The organism is Bilophila wadsworthia ATCC 49260 (assembly GCF_000701705.1).
In the GTDB taxonomy this organism is placed as follows: Bacteria; Desulfobacterota; Desulfovibrionia; order Desulfovibrionales; family Desulfovibrionaceae; genus Bilophila; species Bilophila wadsworthia.
On the sequence record NZ_JNJP01000001.1, the window covers coordinates 196,690 to 212,158 of the forward strand.

The 15,469-nt window shown below is 58.5% G+C and carries 14 protein-coding genes, 1 tRNA gene and 1 other RNA gene; 11 read left to right on the forward strand and 5 right to left on the reverse strand.

Going from position 1 to position 15,469, the window contains the following annotated elements; translation table 11 throughout:
* Positions 1–43: 43 nt before the first annotated feature.
* The 3 genes from T370_RS0100830 to T370_RS0100845 form a co-directional block, all read right to left on the reverse strand.
* Positions 44–1,015: a DUF362 domain-containing protein gene (locus T370_RS0100830; RefSeq protein WP_005026319.1), complete on the reverse strand. Its 972-nt coding sequence runs from the start codon at positions 1,013–1,015 to the stop codon at positions 44–46.
* 195 nt (positions 1,016–1,210) lie between these two features.
* Positions 1,211–1,645 (reverse strand): (R)-mandelonitrile lyase, encoded by a 435-nt coding sequence (locus T370_RS0100835; RefSeq protein ID WP_034505463.1) that lies wholly within the window; start codon positions 1,643–1,645, stop codon positions 1,211–1,213.
* Positions 1,646–2,226: 581 nt separating this feature from the next.
* A tRNA-Leu gene (locus T370_RS0100845) sits at positions 2,227–2,313 on the reverse strand.
* Positions 2,314–2,742: 429 nt separating this feature from the next.
* Between T370_RS0100845 and T370_RS0100850 the strand changes: the two genes are divergently transcribed.
* Positions 2,743–4,146 carry a M23 family metallopeptidase gene (locus tag T370_RS0100850; RefSeq protein WP_029434421.1) on the forward strand — a complete coding sequence of 468 codons (1,404 nt, stop codon included), beginning with the start codon at positions 2,743–2,745 and terminating at the stop codon, positions 4,144–4,146.
* A 214-nt stretch (positions 4,147–4,360) separates the two neighbouring features.
* On the opposite strand, the gene T370_RS0100855 is transcribed toward T370_RS0100850, so the two are convergent.
* The gene (locus T370_RS0100855; RefSeq protein ID WP_029434422.1) at positions 4,361–4,915 is read right to left on the reverse strand and encodes a nucleoside deaminase; all 555 of its coding nucleotides are present in this window, start codon (positions 4,913–4,915) and stop codon (positions 4,361–4,363) included.
* Between the two features lie 367 nt (positions 4,916–5,282).
* Here T370_RS0100855 and T370_RS0100860 point away from each other — a divergent pair, with 367 nt between their 5' ends.
* From T370_RS0100860 to ssrA, 10 genes are all read left to right on the forward strand, one after another.
* A complete protein-coding gene (locus T370_RS0100860) occupies positions 5,283–6,218 on the forward strand; it encodes an ABC transporter substrate-binding protein (protein WP_029434423.1) in 936 nt (311 codons plus the stop codon).
* The gene (locus T370_RS0100865; RefSeq protein WP_029434424.1) at positions 6,215–6,985 is read left to right on the forward strand and encodes an ABC transporter ATP-binding protein; all 771 of its coding nucleotides are present in this window, start codon (positions 6,215–6,217) and stop codon (positions 6,983–6,985) included. Before T370_RS0100860 ends, T370_RS0100865 begins: the two co-directional genes overlap by 4 nt.
* Positions 6,973–7,473: an AbrB family transcriptional regulator gene (locus T370_RS0100870; RefSeq protein WP_009379015.1), complete on the forward strand. Its 501-nt coding sequence runs from the start codon at positions 6,973–6,975 to the stop codon at positions 7,471–7,473. Before T370_RS0100865 ends, T370_RS0100870 begins: the two co-directional genes overlap by 13 nt.
* Before the next feature lie 242 nt (positions 7,474–7,715).
* The gene (locus T370_RS0100875) at positions 7,716–8,474 is read left to right on the forward strand and encodes an ABC transporter permease (RefSeq protein ID WP_005026275.1); all 759 of its coding nucleotides are present in this window, start codon (positions 7,716–7,718) and stop codon (positions 8,472–8,474) included.
* Entirely contained in the window at positions 8,474–8,848 is a 375-nt protein-coding gene (gene crcB / locus T370_RS0100880) for a fluoride efflux transporter CrcB (RefSeq protein ID WP_029434425.1), read from the forward strand. Before T370_RS0100875 ends, crcB (T370_RS0100880) begins: the two co-directional genes overlap by 1 nt.
* 13 nt (positions 8,849–8,861) lie before the next feature.
* Positions 8,862–9,269 carry a fluoride efflux transporter CrcB gene (crcB, locus tag T370_RS0100885; RefSeq protein ID WP_029434426.1) on the forward strand — a complete coding sequence of 136 codons (408 nt, stop codon included), beginning with the start codon at positions 8,862–8,864 and terminating at the stop codon, positions 9,267–9,269.
* Between the two features lie 80 nt (positions 9,270–9,349).
* Entirely contained in the window at positions 9,350–9,631 is a 282-nt protein-coding gene (locus T370_RS0100890; protein ID WP_005026269.1) for a hypothetical protein, read from the forward strand.
* Between the two features lie 270 nt (positions 9,632–9,901).
* Positions 9,902–10,921 carry an AI-2E family transporter gene (locus tag T370_RS0100895; protein ID WP_009379019.1) on the forward strand — a complete coding sequence of 340 codons (1,020 nt, stop codon included), beginning with the start codon at positions 9,902–9,904 and terminating at the stop codon, positions 10,919–10,921.
* A gap of 626 nt (positions 10,922–11,547) precedes the next feature.
* Positions 11,548–12,990, forward strand: coding sequence for a DegQ family serine endoprotease (locus T370_RS0100900; RefSeq protein WP_029434427.1), 1,443 nt, complete (start codon positions 11,548–11,550; stop codon positions 12,988–12,990).
* Positions 12,991–13,250: 260 nt separating this feature from the next.
* Positions 13,251–13,604, forward strand: a transfer-messenger RNA (tmRNA) gene (gene ssrA, locus T370_RS24030).
* A gap of 462 nt (positions 13,605–14,066) precedes the next feature.
* Here the strand turns inward: ssrA and gltX are convergent.
* On the reverse strand, positions 14,067–15,461 hold the full coding sequence (gltX, locus tag T370_RS0100905; RefSeq protein ID WP_005026263.1) for a glutamate--tRNA ligase: 1,395 nt from the start codon (positions 15,459–15,461) through the stop codon (positions 14,067–14,069).
* Between the last annotated feature and the right edge of the window lie 8 nt (positions 15,462–15,469).

The following is a 15,469-nucleotide window of genomic DNA, read 5'->3' on the forward strand; positions in this document are numbered from 1 at the left end:
CCGCCGATGCCCTTCGCGCGCATCGGCGGAGATCCCGAATACCTTACACGGTGATCAGATCGTATTGATTGTTCCCCATGCCTTGAAGCTTCATGTACTCGAGTTGGCGCAGGCCACTGCGGGACTCAATGCGTTCCACAAGGTCGCGCCGCTGCGCTTCGGGCAATGCATAAACCATGTCCACCGAAGCCTGATCGACGGCCAGAATATCCGTCGAGGCAATGATCCCCAAATCCGGCGTGGTGGGTGCCGCCGCGCCGAGCCCGGCGCAGTCGCAATCCACGGACATGTTCCGGAGCACGTTGATATAGGTAATATGTTGCCCAAAATGATTGGTAATGGCTTTGCCGCCTTCCACCATCCGTTCCATGAACAGCGGGCCTCCCGGCCAGGTCCCGTCGCCCGGCAGCTGATGGATCTGTTGCTTGCCCAGTTTCCCTGAGGCGCAGCCGATGGAAATGTTTTTGAGCGAACCGCCGAAACCGCCCACAGTATGGCCTTTGAAGTGGGTCAGCACCAGCATGGCGTCATAATTCAGGATATGTTTGCCGACGGACAGTTCCGTAAGCCATTTCCCGCCGGGAATGGGAAGGCTTACGTCCCCGTCCTCATCCATGATGTCGACGGGGCAGAAGGTCCAGCCGTTGGTCCTCAGGGTTTCACGATGCCCTTCCGTGGTCTGCCTCGGACTGGGATACAAAACATTGCATTCCACAATGCTGCTGTCCGGAATATTCGCTTGGAATCCCCTGACCATTTCGCGGGGCAAAATATTCGGACCATGCGGTTCGCCCGTATGCAGCTTGATGGCGATCTTGCCGCTCATGCCATGATTGACGCGGGCATAGACCTTCATCAACCCTTCGAGGCTGATGTCCTTCGTGAAAAAGACCTTGGCCTTTTCCTGCGGCGCGGCCATAGCAGTATCGATCCTGGGGAAGCCCCCAAAAGCGAAGGCCCCTACAGTGAGCGCTCCGCCCTTCAGAAAACTCCGGCGGGAAAACTGTTCAGCCATATTATGAACTCCTTGATTGCCTCTCCGCAATGATGCTTGCAACCTTTTTATTCATTCTTCTTTCAAAGAACTCTTATGACAACCTGCAGCAGGATGACGGGAAACATATACACACTGCATATGTTCTCCGTGTTCCCAACGCACGGTACACATAAGGCATTGCCCCGCACAATCCGGCCTTTCGGAACAACGGCTCTAATTTCCCGTGTATTGCTCTTCCGTTACTTTTTCCAGCCACTCGACGTTGTTCCCACCCTCTTCTTCAGCCACGGAAATATGGGTCATGGCAACGCCGGGAGCGGCTCCGTGCCAGTGTTTGACGTATGGAGGGAACCAGACCGTATCGCCAGGGCGGACCTCCTGAATCGGCCCACCCTGCACCTGAACCCTGCCGACCCCAGCCGTGATGATCAGAGCCTGCCCCAGAGGATGGGTATGCCATGCCGTACGGGCTCCCGGCTCGAAAGTGACGTAAGCGCTTGAGGCACGTGCCGGCGTATGGGCCGGAAACAGGGGATCGATGCGGACCGTGCCGGTAAACCATGCATCCGGCCCCTTGATGGAAGGCTGCGAACCGTTGCGCAGGATGACCGGTTCGCTCACGGCGGTGGAAAGCATATCTTTTTCCATATGACGGACTCCTTTGCCGACAATTTTTTCTGTAAGAAACATATCCGGTCACTATGCCGAAGAACAGATACGATCCTCTTTTATTCTTGCCTTATTCTCTCAGTGTAGCCTGCCAAGGAAAAACGACGCCTGAGCCTTCCGGAACCCGCCTCAGTTTCGAAACGCACAGGACAGGCGAGTTCCGCAAACGTCCCAGGAGCTTCAAAACAAGACATTCAACACATGGTGAAAGTACAAAGGATCCTGCTGAAAAAAGGGCGAAAAAAAGCGCCGAACTTCTCTCATCAAGAATTCCGGCGCGTTGAAAAATCTCGCGTGCAAAGGCTGGAAACAGCCCAATCTCATTCACTCATCGCATACCTAAAAAGGCCTCAAGTTTGGGGCCGACAATAGCGAGAACGATTCGAACGCACATAAAAAACATGGCCACTCTTCTGAACGCCCGCAGATCACCGACAGTACGTCTATTGTCCGGCATCGGTTCCTCCATGAGCTTTTGCCAGCGTACAGAGCCTCAAAAGACGATGACGAAAAAACAAAACGGACCGGCAGATTGCTCTGCCAGCCCGTTTACTTTCTTATGGTGCCGAAGGGGAGACTCGAACTCCCATGAAGGAACCTTCACTAGACCCTGAACCTAGCGTGTCTACCAATTCCACCACTTCGGCGCGAAGAAATTTCTAGCGAAAAGCCCCTTCCTTGGCAAGATCTTTTTTCGCTTTCGGACAAAAATTTTTTCTCCGAGAAATATGACCATGCTAACACCGCGTTATTCCGCGTTTTTATCAGAACCAGCATGGTGAATAGCTTCTGTCGTTCCGCACCTCCCCTCACTGCGCCGTTCTCCGTATCGGCTTTCCATACGGCCCGAACAGGCTTCAACGTACTTCCGCTGTTGTGGAACGGATCTGGTGGCAACCACTTTGTAAAAATATTTTTACCAAAAAAACGGTAGGTTGTTCTGTTCGAATAGGGTATGAGGCATGTTTCGTGCCGCGCCGGGGAATGTCCCCTCCGCCGCTTTCCGTCATCCGGGAACGGCTCCGCGCGGCGACCGGCGAACTTCAACTCGTTTGTAATGATTCAGGTGTCTGCCCATGCGACGGATTTTATGGTGCATCATCTCCCTGTGCCTTATCCTTCTCAGCCTCGCGCTGCTTCTCCGGTTCCGTGATGATGCCGCCCCCCTTCCCGCTCCGCTCGAAAACGTGGTTTCCCACGTGGAAGGGCTGTTGTCCTTGTCTCCCGAACATGCCGTGGACGAATTCAAACAGGATGAAGAGGAAGAGGTGCAAAAAGAGGATGGCCAAGAGGAAGACGCCAAGGAAGCCGACGTCTATGAGGCCAATCCGCGCTATACCATCGAACAGGACCCCGAACAGGGAGAAGTCCTCCGCAGCGAGATCCAGAAAGGTGACACGGCGGGAAAAATCCTTGGGGACTGGATGGATGCAAACGACCTTGCCGAGCTGCTCGCGGCGGCCAAGCCGGTATATGCCTTGACCAAGGTCCGTTTCGGCCAGCCCTTCGCCGTTGTCCGAGATCCGCAGACCAAGGCGTTCCGGTGTTTCAAGTACGAAATCAATCAGGAAAAATACCTCATCGTTGAGAAGAAGGACGACCGTTTCGTCGCCCGGCTTGAAGAGATCGACTACCAGACCTCGCTGGCGGTCATCAAAGGAGAGATCAAGAGCACGCTTTCCGGAGCCGTAACCGAACAAGGCGAAAACGTGGCGCTGGCCATTGCCCTTGCGAACGTCTTCGCTTCCGAAATCAATTTCATCAGCGATCTACGGGAAGGCGACGCCTTCGAGGTGCTGGTGGAAAAGCGTTTCCGCCATGATGCGTTTGAGGGGTATGGACGCGTGCTCGGTGCGAAGTTCACCAATCAAAACAAGCAGCATACGGCCTATCTGTTCCACAACGAACGCGGCCGTGAAACATACTACAATGCGGAAGGCGACAACCTCCATCGGGAACTGCTCAAGGCTCCGCTCTCGTTCCTGCGCGTGACCTCGCGCTACAGCATGGCGCGCCGGCATCCGGTCTTCGGCAACACCCGGCCCCATCAGGGCATCGATTACGGCGCCCCTACCGGAACCCCCATTATGGCCGTGGGCGACGGGGTCATTACCAATATCGGGCGGGCCGGAGGCTACGGCAAACAAATCATTATCCGCCACGACAACGGGCTGGAGTCGCTCTACGGGCATATGTCCCGTTTTGCCAAAAGCATGAAGAACGGCAAACGCGTCCGGCAGGGGCAAACCATCGGCTACGTGGGTGCGACCGGCACGGCGACCGGCCCCCATCTCGATTTCCGTATCCGGAAGCAAGGGCAGTTCGTCAATCCGGACAAGCTGATCATCCCCCGCGATCAGGCGCTGGAAAAACGACGCATGGCGGACTACAAACTGGTCGTCCATGCCGTGGACGCCTATCTGACGGGCAAGGATACGGCCAGCTACGATCCCGATACATGGTTCAAGGATGAAGATTAACCGGCCCTCGCATGGCGGTACCGTCTGACAGCGGAGAAGCCCCCCGTACAGGCTATTCGCGGTTCCACCCGTGGGGCGCTGAACGTATTCCCGTTTCTCCGCTCGACCGTTCCAATCCGCGAAAGGAACCATCTTCCCACTAGACCGCTCATAAAAAACGCCTTGCCGAAAAAACATCGGCAAGGCGTTTTTTATGGGTGCGTCTCACAGGCTGCTATGAAAGCACCATCTTCTTTTCTCCAGCCTGATATACGGCGGAGAGTTCCGCATACAGGTTCTTGATGCGCTCGAAACGGGCCGCCGCTTCCGGCGTATCGCACAGGCCCATGATGGGGCGGCTTGTGTAATAGCTGGAATCCTCCGCCGGGCTGGTGCAGTGGAACAGTTCCCGGATCATCTTCTGATCGTGGGGGATATGAAAGTCCTTGCTCGTATTCTCGTAGCCGAACAGATAAAACAGTTCGGGGAAGCCGCTCCACGCGATGGCCGACGCGCACATGCAGCAAGGCTGATGCGTGGCGATGAAAATGCAGTCCTTGGGGGCGGGATGGCCCTGCAACTCCCAGAATTGCTTGATGGCGTAGACTTCGCCGTGCCAGAGCGGGGAAAACGCCTCCATATTGGTTTCGGCGAGGACGAGAGACAGATCGTCCTTCCGCAGCACCGCCGCGCCGAAGACCTTGCAGCCGATGGCGACGCGCTTGCGGGTCAACGGGGCGACGTCGTATTCGATGACGTCCATCAGACGGTTAAACAGCTTTTCCTGCATCGTGTTGCTCCTGTATCCCTGCGGATGGCGCGGGATCATGTTGTTCCGTATTGCCGTTCTCTTCCCTAGCAGATCCGCGCCGCCGGGAAAAGGCCGGACCATGCCCGGCCGGAACCGGAGTCATTTCAGCAGTTCTCCCACAAAAGCTCTGCCTATCCACAGGCAGATCATACGGAGCGCGTTTTGTCCAACCCTTTTTGCCCTCTCCCTTCCATCTTCCTTGATGCGGCGGCATTCTCGCGGAACGGGGCACACTGGATATTTTCCGCAATCCGGTGTAAGGATCGGTTCCGGCGAATCTGCACAACCATCTTTTTTCCATTGAGAATACGCCGGAACCATCACTCTTAACCCAACGGAACTTCACATGATGCGCCGCCTGCTAGTCCTCCTTTCCCTGCTCGTCCTTGCCGCCGTCCAGCCCGCGCACAGCGCCCAGCTCAAGCTTGGCGTCCTCCCCGCCGCCGACACCATCGTCCTGCACGTCGCGGCAGACGAAGGCCTGTTCGCCAAACAGGGGCTGGAAGTGGAGCTTGTCCCCTTCCAGAGCGCGCTGGAGCTCGGTGCCGCCATGCGGGCGGGGGCGCTGAGCGGGCATTTCGGGGACATCATCAACGTCCTCATGCAGAATGAAAGCGGCTCGCCGCAAGCTATTGTGGCGACGACCTCGCACTCCTCGCCGGACAACCGCTGTTTCGGGCTCGTCGTCTCCCCCAAGTCCAAAGCGCAAACTCTGGCCGACCTCAAAGGGAAGGACATTGCGGTTTCCAGCGCCACCATCATTGATTTTCTGCTCGCGCAGCTCCTCCAGCAGGAAGGGGCCGCTCCCGATTTCCTGAACCGGCAGGATATCCGCCAGATCCCGGTACGCCTCCAGATGCTCCTGAGCGGGCAGATCGAATCCGCCCTGCTCCCCGAGCCGCTGGTGTCCCTTGTGGAGGCAAAAGGAGCGCGCACCATCCTGAACGACTGCAAGCTGAATACCCCGCTGGCAGTCATCGCCCTGAAGCGCGACGTGCTCGACGCCCCCGACGGCGCACAGACCGTGGCGAAATTCCGCGAGGCCCTCAGAGAAGCGGCGAAGCGCATCAACGAAACCCCCGATGCCTACCGCCCGATCATGGAGGCCAAGGGCCTGCTGCCCAAGGGAGCTTCCGCCAACTATACGATGGTGCGTTTCGACATGACGCACACGCCGACCGGCCTGCCTTCCGAGGCGGACATCAAGACCTTCGCGGACTGGATGAAGGCCAACCGTATCCTCAAGAAAGACCCCGCCTATGGGGATGTGGTCTTTCAGTGAGCCGTGCATCCGATGCGGGCATCGCCGTCCGTGATCTGAGCAAGGGCTACGGCGAAGGCCCGGTTCTGGACGGCCTTTCCTTTGATCTGCCCTCCGGGGAAACCCTTTCCGTCATCGGCCCTTCGGGATGCGGCAAAAGCACCCTGCTCTACCTCCTCGCGGGGCTGGACAAGCCGGACCGGGGCACGGTAAGTACCGGGGAAGTCAGCAGGCGCGACAAGGGAAGGATTTCGTTCATCCTGCAGGATTATGGGCTCTTTCCGTGGAAGACGGTGCAGGAGAACTTGTCCCTGCCGCTCGAACTCCAGGGAGTCGCACCGTCCACGCGCCGGAAAGCCGTCGCGGACATGCTGGACGAACTGGGGCTGGGCGGCTTGGGGATGCGCTATCCCGCGCAGCTCTCGGGAGGCCAGCGGCAGCGCGTCGCCATAGGCCGGGCCCTGATTACGGATCCAGACATCCTGCTTATGGACGAGCCTTTTTCTTCCCTCGACGCCCTGACCCGCGAACACCTCCAGACGACCGTGCTGTCGCTGTGGCAACGCCGCCGTCCTACCTGCGTCCTTGTGACGCACAATGTTCCTGAAGCCGTGTTTCTTGGCAAGCACGTCATGGTGATGAACGGCCATCCCGCCCGTAACGTCATGTGGCTGGAAAATCCCTGTTTCGGCGACGCGGACCCCCGCGGCGAGGAGCGGTATTTCTCACTGACGAAAAAGGTGTACGCCGCCTTGTCGGAAACGAAGGATTTTTCATGTCCACACTGATCATCCTCTTGCTGTGCGGCGCTGCGGGCGGTTTCATCTTCGAATGGTTCGGCCTTCCCGGTGGGGCCATGACCGGAGCCATCATAGCCGTCATTCTTCTCAAGAGCTTTTCCTCGCTTCCTCAGGCGGCCTTTCCCCGGCCCTTCCAATTCTGTATTTATGCTGGCCTTGGCGTGCTGGTCGGCAACATGTACCGGCCGGAAATGCTGCTGGCGGTCCGGGACACGTGGCCCGTACTGGTGATCAGCACCTTGCTGGTGCTCGTCGCGGGGATGCTCATCGCCATTTTCGTCGTCAAATTCGGCAACCTCGACGTCACCAGCGCCTATCTCGCCACCAGCCCCGGCGGCCTGAACGTGGTGGTCGGCCTTGCCGCCGACATGGGCCCCAACGCTCCCATCGTGCTCGCCTATCAAATGGTCCGGCTTTACACCATCATCCTTACGGTTCCCCTCGCCGCCCGGATTTTGCACAAATTCCTGAGCTGAAGCGGGAAAAACGGAAACGGAAGGGGCGTTTTGAAGGGCCTCTTCTGAAATGTCCGGAGCGCTTCCCGCGAGGATTCCAATGCAGGAAAACACAGGGAATCCCTTTCAGGTACATACCTTATGAAAGCGTGCCGGGGCGTCCGTTTTCCAGGCGCTTGGATGAGGGCATACGGAAACGTGTTCTCTCCCATCACAGGGCTCCGAAGCCTCTTGCAACAGTTATCTACTGATAGGAAAAAATCATGCGTGCCCTCTTCCGTTACCTGCTGGCGCTGGCGGCCTTGTTGGCGATCTGGCAGATCGGATCGCTGGCGCTCGGCGAATTTCTGCTGCCGCGTCCTCTGGACGTGCTGGCCTATTTCGGGGAAGCGCTCACCACAGGCGCATTCTGGCAACATGCCGGGGCCAGCGCCTGGCGGGTGCTCTCCGCCATGAGCCTCGCATGGCTGGTGGCTTTCCCGCTCGGGCTCATTCTGGGCCATGTCCGTTCCGTGGACAATACGTTGTCCCCGATGGTCTTTTTGACCTATCCTCTGCCCAAGATCGTGCTGCTCCCCCTGTTCCTGACCTTGTTCGGGCTCGGGGATCTGCCCCGCGTCCTGCTCATTGCCCTGACCACGGGCTACCAGATCCTCGTCGTCACGCGGGCCAGCGCGCAGGGGCTCGACAAAAAATATCTCGATTCCTTCCGCTCCCTCGGCGGGACGCCGCTGCAGATGCTGCGGCATGTGCTCATCCCCGCCGCCTTGCCCGACGCCATGACCGCGCTCAAGGTCGCCAGCGGCACGGCTGTGGCGGTGCTGTTCATGGCGGAGTCCTTCGCCACGCGGCGCGGCCTTGGCTTTTTGATCATGGATGCGTGGGGACGGGGGGATCAGCTTGAGATGTTTACGGGCATCCTCGCCATGAGCCTGCTGGGGGTGGCCCTCTACGAATTGTGCAATGTGCTCGAAACGCGCAGTTGCCGCTGGCGGAACTTCCACATGGCGGGGAAACGCTGATGATGCCCGCGGAAATGCTCTGCGTGGCGGCTGGCGGGGCGCTTGGCGCGCTGTGCCGCCACGGTGCTTCGCTCTGGTGCGCCGACCGCTTCGGCAAAGCCTTCCCCTGCGGGACGCTGCTCGTCAACGTCTCCGGTTCGCTGCTCATGGGCCTGCTGGCCGGATGCTGGCAGCGATGGGGAACGCCTTCCGCGTTCGCGCTGTTCGCAGGGGCTGGATTCCTCGGCGCGCTGACCACCTTCTCCACCTTCTCAATGGATACCCTCGCCGCTTTCCATGCCGGACATCCCGCCAAGGCAATGCTCAACATCGGGCTGAATACAACGTTATGCCTCACCGCCACGGCTGCGGCCTATTTTCTCATTGTCCCGTAACCGGAATCACGCCATGATCTTCTCCAGAAATGCCCTTGCCGTCATGCTCGGGGGCGGTGCGGGCGCGGTCTGCCGCGTCATGACGGGCTTCGCCGTGATGGAGAAGCTGCCATCCGGATTTCCGCTGGGCGTATTGTGTGTCAACGTGCTCGGCGGGCTCCTGATGGGCCTGCTTCAAGGCTGGATGCGGCGCACGGGCAACACGTTCGCCACGGGTTATTGCCTGCTCGGGACGGGCTTTTTGGGGGGCTTTACCACGTTTTCGACCTTCTCGCTCGACACGTTTCTGCTCTATCGCTCCGGCGATGCATCCTTGGCCGCGCTGAACATAGCCCTTAACATGGTGTTGTGCCTCTGCGCGGTCTGGGGAGGATACGCCCTGCTCGCCCCCCGCCCGGAACGCCCCACCGCGCCCTCTTGAGAAGGATTTCTATACTCTTCCGGCCTTTTCTGATAGAAACTCCCCGTGTATCCCGGAATTCCTCCCGGAAAGGAAACGATATGCGTACTCTGCTGATGCTGCCCCTGCTCCTTCTGCCCTTTACGGCGCAAGCCGCGTCCCTGCTTCCGGGCGGCGACTATCCCGCCCCCGACTGCCGCTCCCCGCTGCGGCCTCTGCCCGGCGACAGCCCGATGGACTGGAGGATGTACCGCTCCGACATGGAAGCCTATCGCCAGTGCGTGGAGGCGTATCTCGCCACTGCCCGGCAAGATGCGGAGCGTATCCGCAAACGGATGGAAAAAGCCGTGCGCGAGTACAATGAAGAGTCAGGGAATCTGTAACAGTACCATCCCACCTCATGCGCACCTGACGTATGGCGGCCCACTCCGACGTGGGGCGAGCAACGCTGAAAGGCGTTCCTCCTTTTCCGAAGCGCCCCGCATATAAGGACCCACCGATTCCAATCTGTTTGATATCTACTCCGAAGCCTTACGGACGGCGCTGCGCCATCCCGCCGAGGCCGGAGAGCCGTTCCCGCGCGACGCTTTGTTCCGCAGCCGGCCCCCTTTATGCAGCAAACCGACCCGCCGTCATACGGCGAGGAGTTTTCCATGACACGAGTGCTTGCCTGTTTGGCCATCGGAGCTTGGGTTTTCCTGCTCTGGCCTTTTCCGATCACGACGTTTATGGCCACATGCATGGCCTGCGTCACCTATCCGGCATACCGCAAGCTGCACCGGAAAATGTCTCCCTCGTGGGCCATGACAACATACACCGTGGGCCTCGCGGCCATCACGATCTTGCCGATCGCCACCGTGGTGTCGCTGGTGACGCCGCAAGCCGTCGCAGGGCTCAAAATTCTCGACGGCCTGCGCGACTCCGGCTGGATACACAGCCCGGAAGCCCAGGCGTGGTTCGCTTCCGTGGACGCATGGCTCAAAAACCTCCCCGGGCTTGAGGGCGGGCTGGATCAGCTTGCCAGTACCGCGGCGGGCCTTGCCGGGACGGCGGCCCGGACCGTGCTTGCGGGCGGCGTGGGCATTGCGGGCGGCGCGTTCCAGGCCGTGCTGGTGCTGTTCCTTTTTGTCATGATCACAATGATGTGCGTAACCCGTGCGGATCTTATCCACGAATTCGCCTGCCGCCTGACCCAGTGGCCTGCCGAGGTCATCGACCGTTTCGTTTCAACCATCCGTAAGGCCATCTTCGGCGTCTTGGTGGGAGTCGTGTTTGTCGCGCTCATTCAGGGGTTCCTTTGCGGTGTGGGCTTCGCCATCGCGGAAGTCCCCCAACCTGCGTTCTGGGGCCTCATTGCCGCGTTCGTGGCTCCCATCCCTTTTGTCGGCACGGCTCTCGTCTGGCTGCCGGTATGCATTTGGCTGTGGCTCACGGGGTCCACGGTGGCCTGCATCGGCCTTGCCATCTGGTGTGCGCTGGTCGTAGCCGGGGTGGACAACCTGCTTCGCCCCTTCTTCCTGAAGACGGGGATCGACGCGTCGGTCGTTACGCTGATCCTCTCCATCCTCTGCGGCCTCGCCGCGTTTGGGCCGGTAGGCGTCTTCGCGGGGCCGGTGCTCGTCGCCGTCGCCATTCAGGCCGGCAACGAGAGTACCCTCTGCCGCAAGCACTGAGCATGATGACGCCATAAATCCGAAAGGCGGGTATCCCCCGCCTTTTTCTTTGGCCGAACGCCACAGACATTTATCGAAAACATATTGAAATATCATCTCAACTCATTGATGGCAGAGAGAAAACCTCTCTAATCATCCCTACAGGCTATTGTTCTCCATTCTCCTTATCATCATAAGAGCTATTCCATCCCCCGGAAACAACTGTTACCTGCGCGTACGGTTCAAACGTTCCAACGCGTCGTTTACCTTCAATAACTTACATATATACAATAGATTACCGTAAAGAATAGCCATCGGAACACGCTTCCGCCATACAACCTCCCCGCGCACAGGAAACCTTCGGAGGCAAGAGGGCTGGGAATAAACCTTTTTTCAAAACCGCCTCTCCTCCCCGTATCTCAATAAACTTATCACTCCCACTCTAAAGCAGTACAAATTTTTCATCTTCAATAAGTTCTTCATTTTGCACGGTTCGGCAATGAGAGAGCCCGAAACGGCTCCAATAAGCCAAAAAGTAAAGAAGTTTGTACCAAATCAAGGTATTTACAACCTTTTGCCTATGGCTATTATGAAGGAAACAGTTTGACCGAGACTGTCCCCACATATGGTATAAAGGAGTTTTTCACATGTTGCACAAATACAAGATGCTGCCACTCGTTGCTGTCATGCTCGTCATGTCATTGGTCTTTTCGGCACAGGCCGCGCCTGTGGTTCCCGACTTCGTCCCGCTGGTCCAGTCCGCCGGTAAGGCCGTCGTCAATATCAGCACCGAAAAAAAAGTCATGCAGCGGGGCGGTATGCCTTCCGAAATGTTCCGCGGGCTTCCCCCGGAATTTGAGCGTTTTTTTGAACAGTTCGAAGGCAACAGCCGCAATGCCAAGCCCCGTACGCAGCGCTCCCTCGGTACCGGCTTCCTCATTTCCTCCGACGGCTACATCGTGACCAACAACCATGTGGTTGCTGGCGCGGATACCGTTCTCGTCAACCTTCAGGGCAGCACCGGCAAGGAGCATTCCCTCAAGGCTCAGGTCATCGGGACTGACGAAGAAACCGACATCGCCCTGCTCAAGGTAAAGGCCGACGCGCCCCTGCCGTTCCTGAACTTCGGCAACTCCGACAAGATGGAAGTGGGCGAATGGGTCCTCGCCATCGGCAACCCCTTCGGCCTGGGACACACGGTTACCGCGGGCATCCTGAGCGCCAAGGGCCGCAACATCCAGTCCGGGCCGTTTGACAACTTCCTCCAGACGGACGCCTCCATCAACCCCGGCAACAGCGGCGGCCCCCTGATCAACATGGAAGGCAAGGTTATCGGCATCAACACGGCTATCATCGCCAGCGGTCAGGGCATCGGCTTCGCCATCCCGAGCAGCATGGCCGAACGTATCGTCAACCAGCTCAAGCAGGACAAGAAAGTCAGCCGCGGCTGGATCGGCGTCACCATTCAGGACGTGGATGAAAACACCGCCAAGGCCCTCGGCCTGCCCGAAGCCACCGGCGCTCTCATCGGCTCCGTGATGCCCGACGAACCCGCCGCCAAGAGCGGCATGAAGGACGGCGACGTGGTCCTCGAAGTCAACGGCCAGAAGATCGACGACTCCAGCGCCCTGCTCCGCGCCATCGCTACGGAAGCGCCCGGTTCCAAGGTCAACATGGTTGTGTGGCGTGACGGCGAACGCAAGAACATCACCGTCCAGCTCGGCGAACGGAACCTCAAGGCCTCTTCCGGCAAGTCCGGCAGCGCCGTTGAACAGGATGCCCCGTCCATAGGCCTGTCCGTCCGGCCTCTGACCAAGGAAGAAGCCCGTACCGCCAACGTCAAGCCCGGCACCGGCCTCCTCATCGTGGGCGTCGAGCCCGGCAAGCTGGCCGCCGAAGCGGAACTCCGGGAAGGCGACATCATCCTGAGCGCCAACCTGAAGCCCATCAAGTCCGTGGAAGAGTTCAGCAAGATCATCCGTGAAGACGCCAAGAAGCGCGGGGTCGTCATGCTCCAGCTCCAGCGTCAGGGGCAGACCTTCTTCCGCTCGCTGGCTCTGAGCGATACGCCCGACGGCGCCAAGAAGTAAATAAACCGCACGTAAACGGATAACCAAGAGGGGGGCAACCCCCTCTTTTTTGTTCCAAGCCCAAGAGAGAGAGAGAGAGAGAGAGAGAGAGAGAGAGACTCGTCCCACGGAAAAAGGATCAAGTGCCGGTAAAAAAGAGCGCCTTCCGGCTCAATAAGAGAGCGCCGGACCAGCCTTGCCTTTTCCGCAGGAATGACTATACTTCATCCTACGCGAATGGGGACTTCGTTGTACGGAGTTCCACGTCTGCCTATCCCTTTGGGGGCGCATTGGTTTCGACGGGGATGTTGAAGCCGAAGTGGCAGGCCGAGGCGCCGCTGGCCTCGTTAAAAGCGGCACCATAGTAATTGGCAACGATTACGAATACGCTTACGCTGCTTAATTAAGCGGCACACCGAACCGGCTCACGCCCGATAAGCTGGCAAGGTGTAAAACTATCGGGCTGGCGTGGCGTTGTGTTTGCCGGGCGACGCGCGAGACTTTACGGTGAACTGGCCGACGGACGCCCTGATTGGGGGCCAAGCCTGAGGCGAGATATGATACCCAACCTAAGCCTGTAGATGCTTCGCGTGAATCTTTCTCGGACGGGGGTTCGATTCCCCCCGCCTCCACCATTCAAAAAATTTGCTGCCCAACGTGGTCCAATGAAGACCGGAATCTCTCCAACACAAAGAGATTCCGGCCTTTCTTGTATCTTTTGGCGTTAAAAATATCCCATTATCATCAAAAACGAAGAAGGGAAAAACGAAGACGACCGCCAAACCTCTCCTCCCTCCCGAACTCTCGTATTCGTTATTCCACGACTGCCCTTTTTGCTGGATGCCCGACCAGAGATTGATTCAGCCCCTAAGAAGACAAGCCGGGATACAGCTACATCCCGGCTTGTCTCGCGGTGTGATAAAGGAACGTTCCTCTCGCTATCAGGCAATACGCCCTCTTACCCCAAAAGGACGGACAGGGAGTCGATAACGCCAAAAATGTTTGAAAGAGGAGGGATAGAGAGTCCGGGGAAGGGAGGGGAACATTTTCTATAGAAGTTTTCCCCTCCCTTCCCCGGTTGCCTCATACTCTCAAAATTACAGGGTCAATCCGCGATCCATGCGGGCGAGCGTCTCATCCTTGCCGATGGCGAGCATGAACTCGGGCAAGCCGGGACCGCCAATCACACCGGTGATCGCCACGCGCACAGGCTGCGCGACCATCTTGAACTTCACGCCGAGGCTTTCCACGTACGAATGGATCACGTGCTCGATGCTTTCCTTGTCAAAAGAAGGAAGCGCCGCAAGCTGATCACGGATGACCTTCACGTGCTCCTTGCCTTCGTCCGTCAGCCACTTGGCAACGCCCGCTTCGTCATAAGGCAGATCGGCGGACTTGTAGAGCAGCTGGGCAATGCCGTCGGCAAGCTCGATAAGGTTCTTTGCCCGTTCGCGGTACAGGGGAACCAGCGGTTCAATGGAAGCTTCCGTCGCACCCGTGAATCCTTTCTGATGAATGAAAGGCAGGACCAGACGGGCCAGGTCGTCAAGCGGCGTCTCCCGCAGGTAATGGGCGTTGAACCACAGGAGCTTGTCGGGATCGAAAGCGGAAGCGGAACTGTTCAGGTTCTTTCCATCAAAAAGATCAATGAGTTCCTGCATGGAGAACAGTTCCTGATCCCCGTGCGACCAGCCGAGGCGGACGAGGCAGTTGACCAGCGCGTGCGGCAGGAGGCCGTCATTCTGGTACTCCACCACGGAACGCGCGCCGTGGCGCTTGGAAAGCTTCTGGCGGTCCTTGCCGAGGATCATGGGCACGTGACCGAACACGGGCAGTTCCCACCCAAGCGCCTGATAGATGAGGATCTGCTTCGGCGTGTTGGAAACGTGGTCGTCGCCGCGAATGACGTGGGTAATCCCCATGTCGTGGTCGTCCACCACCACCGCCATATTGTAGGTGGGCATACCATCACTACGGCGCAGGATCATGTCGTCGAGCTCGGAAACGTCCGTGGCGATATGCCCTTTCACCATGTCGTCGAACACCACACGGCCTTCGGTGGGAATCTTCAGGCGCACGACGCGGCCGGGCCCGGCATCGAGGCCGCGCTCGCGGCAACGACCGTCGTAGCGGGGCTTTTCACCTTTGGCGCGGGCGGCTTCACGCATGGCTTCCACTTCTTCGGGCGTACAGGAGCACCAATAGGCATGACCGCTCTCAATCATCTTGTCGATGACTTCATTATAGCGGTCCGTGCGCTGCGTCTGATAGGTCAGCTCGCCGTCCCAATCCAGCCCAAGCCAGCGCATGGAGGCCAGAATCGCGTCCGTGTACTCCTGTTTCGAGCGCTCGGTGTCCGTGTCCTCGATACGCAGACGGAATTCACCGCCGTAGTGACGCGCAAGAAGCCAACAGAACAAAGCGGTGCGGGCGCCGCCGATATGCAGATGCCCGGTCGGGCTCGGCGCGAACCGGGTGATAATCTTAGACATGAAAGACT

Excerpts from the sequence above, each read along its gene's own strand:
- T370_RS0100870 (WP_009379015.1), top strand. The coding sequence starts at position 6,973 with ATGTCCACACTGATCATCCTCTTGCTGTGCGGCGCTGCGGGCGGTTTC.
- crcB (WP_029434426.1), top strand. The coding sequence starts at position 8,862 with ATGATCTTCTCCAGAAATGCCCTTGCCGTCATGCTCGGGGGCGGTGCG.
- T370_RS0100850 (WP_029434421.1), top strand. The coding sequence starts at position 2,743 with ATGCGACGGATTTTATGGTGCATCATCTCCCTGTGCCTTATCCTTCTC.
- T370_RS0100830 (WP_005026319.1), bottom strand. The coding sequence starts at position 1,015 with ATGGCTGAACAGTTTTCCCGCCGGAGTTTTCTGAAGGGCGGAGCGCTC.
- T370_RS0100835 (WP_034505463.1), bottom strand. The coding sequence starts at position 1,645 with ATGGAAAAAGATATGCTTTCCACCGCCGTGAGCGAACCGGTCATCCTG.
- T370_RS0100900 (WP_029434427.1), top strand. The coding sequence starts at position 11,548 with ATGTTGCACAAATACAAGATGCTGCCACTCGTTGCTGTCATGCTCGTC.
- T370_RS0100895 (WP_009379019.1), top strand. The coding sequence starts at position 9,902 with ATGACACGAGTGCTTGCCTGTTTGGCCATCGGAGCTTGGGTTTTCCTG.
- T370_RS0100890 (WP_005026269.1), top strand. The coding sequence starts at position 9,350 with ATGCGTACTCTGCTGATGCTGCCCCTGCTCCTTCTGCCCTTTACGGCG.
- crcB (WP_029434425.1), top strand. The coding sequence starts at position 8,474 with ATGATGCCCGCGGAAATGCTCTGCGTGGCGGCTGGCGGGGCGCTTGGC.
- T370_RS0100860 (WP_029434423.1), top strand. The coding sequence starts at position 5,283 with ATGATGCGCCGCCTGCTAGTCCTCCTTTCCCTGCTCGTCCTTGCCGCC.
- gltX (WP_005026263.1), bottom strand. The coding sequence starts at position 15,461 with ATGTCTAAGATTATCACCCGGTTCGCGCCGAGCCCGACCGGGCATCTG.
- T370_RS0100855 (WP_029434422.1), bottom strand. The coding sequence starts at position 4,915 with ATGCAGGAAAAGCTGTTTAACCGTCTGATGGACGTCATCGAATACGAC.
- T370_RS0100875 (WP_005026275.1), top strand. The coding sequence starts at position 7,716 with ATGCGTGCCCTCTTCCGTTACCTGCTGGCGCTGGCGGCCTTGTTGGCG.